Genomic DNA, 2,008 nt, shown 5'->3' with positions numbered 1-2,008 from the left:
AACGCTTAAGCGCGGCGGTATAATTTATATCGGCAGTGGCTGCACATTTGTCAGCGCGCATATTCTACTAGAAGGTGATAAAAGGAGGGTTATGATTGGTGATGATTGCATGTTTTCTTGGGGTATATTCGCCAGAAACTACGACAGTCATTGCATATTCGATATCGAATCCCGTGAGACGATCAACAATCCTGCCGACCTGATAATAGGTTCGCACGTGTGGGTTGGGCAAGATGCGCTAATAGCTAAGGGTGTAGAAATTGGTAAAGGTAGCATTATCGGAGCGAGGTCAACAGTTTTTTCAGATGCACCTTCTTTTGTTGCTGTTGGAGGAACGCCGGCGAGGATCATTAGAAACAACGTCAGTTGGTGTCGGCAAAGATTTGCGGACAGGGCTGTTATCGATAAGACGCTAGTAGAGTGTCTGCATCTTGGCTAGAAAGCCGGAGTAATCTAAATTTTGCTCCACCATTCTATGTTTGGGCTTGTGGTATATGAAAAAATTTGTTGATGATGAAAATTTGCATTTGAATTTTATGGATGTAGTGTTCACGGCCTTTTATGTGAGCGTCCTCCTAGATGATAATGTGGCGCAGACGCTCGTTCCCGGCCCGCTCCTCCCGCAGCTGCGCCTTGAGCATCTAGTGCACTGACGCATTCAGAGGATTCACGAGATGCGCGAGCCGTGCGAGTCTGAGGCATGGCTCAGACCGTCTGCGTGATCCCCAGTGCCGCCGACCTGTCGCACCTGTCGGCCATCGTCGCCGATCGGGCGAGGCCTCTCAATCACATCCAGCGCGCCCGCATCGTCCTGCTCTCGGCCGAGCGCCTCTCCGTTCTCGATGTCGCCCAGCAGGCAGGCGTCACCCGGCCGGCCGTCTGGCGCTGGCAACAGCGCTACGCCGAAGAAGGCGTCGAGAGCCTCTTGCGCGCGACAAGCCTCGCCCGCCCGGCAAGCCGCCCCACTCCACCGACACCGTTGCCGAGGTGCTCGCCCTCACCTGCGCCGAGCCGCCCGGTGAGGTCACGCACTGGACCGGCCGCGCCTTGGCACAGGCCGTCGGGATCTCCCGGCGGTCGGTCCAGCGCATCTGGGACGCGCACCGCCTCCAGCCGCATCGGGTCCGCAGCTTCAAACGCTCGAACGATCCCGCCTTCGCCGCGAAGGTCGAGGACATCGTCGGCCTCTACATGGATCCGCCGCGCCACGCTGTCGTGCTCTCGCCCGACGAGAAGAGCCAGATCCAGGCCCTGGAGCGCACCCGCCCGAGCCGACCCGTCACGCCAGGTCGCCCCGAGACCCGGACCCACGACTACATCCGCCACGGCACCACGACGCTGTTTGCTGCCCTCGACGTGCTGGAGGGCACCGTGATCGGGTGCTGCATGCAGCATCACCGCCACGAGGAGTTCCTGCGCTTCCTCAACACCATCGAGGCAGACCCTTGCTCATGGCTGCCTCCGGCGGTTTTTGCTGCTGCGACAACGCGCTAAGTGCGTTTCAGGTGACAAGATGATGTTAGATATTATTCGAAATTTATGCGCATTTCGGTATCTAAGCTCTTGCGAATTATAGCCGTACTGTTTTAAGGATGGGCTATGGCGCACGAGCGACCCTTTTGGCGCAGATGAAAAGTCTTACTACTTGGGGAACAAAGCGATGAATATCGCAATGGTAGGATCTGGCTATGTTGGTCTGGTCTCGGGGGCGTGCTTCGCCGATTTCGGCCACACCGTGGTGTGCGTCGACACCGCGCCGGAGAAGATCGCCGCCCTCAAGGACGGCCGCATCCCGATCTACGAGCCCGGCCTCGACGCCCTTGTGGCCGAGAACGTCCGCCAGGAGCGCCTGACCTTCACCACCGACCTCGCCGAGGCCGTCGCCGGCGCCGACGCGGTCTTCATCGCGGTCGGCACCCCGTCCCGCCGCGGCGACGGCTTCGCCGACCTGACTTACGTCTACCAGGCCGCCCGCGACATCGCGGCCGCGGTCACCGGGCCGACCGTG

General features: G+C 59.6%; 2 protein-coding genes and 1 pseudogene. All 3 read left to right on the top strand.

Features of this window, described 5'->3' with window-relative positions; genetic code table 11:
- On the top strand, nt 1-439 hold a 439-nt coding region (locus tag VQ03_RS32385), incomplete at its 5' end, for an acyltransferase (RefSeq protein WP_425350112.1).
- 261 nt (nt 440-700) lie between these two features.
- Nucleotides 701-1,440: pseudogene (locus VQ03_RS29715) on the top strand (IS630 family transposase); the annotation flags it as partial.
- 220 nt (nt 1,441-1,660) lie between these two features.
- The coding region (locus VQ03_RS29710) for a 3-hydroxyacyl-CoA dehydrogenase NAD-binding domain-containing protein (RefSeq protein ID WP_167376146.1) at nt 1,661-2,008 on the top strand (348 nt) is incomplete at its 3' end.

Source organism: Methylobacterium tarhaniae, from assembly GCF_001043955.1.
Taxonomy (GTDB): Bacteria; Pseudomonadota; Alphaproteobacteria; order Rhizobiales; family Beijerinckiaceae; genus Methylobacterium; species Methylobacterium tarhaniae.
The sequence above is the reverse complement of the archived record's forward strand: the minus strand, read 5'-3'. Positions and strand labels throughout refer to the sequence as shown.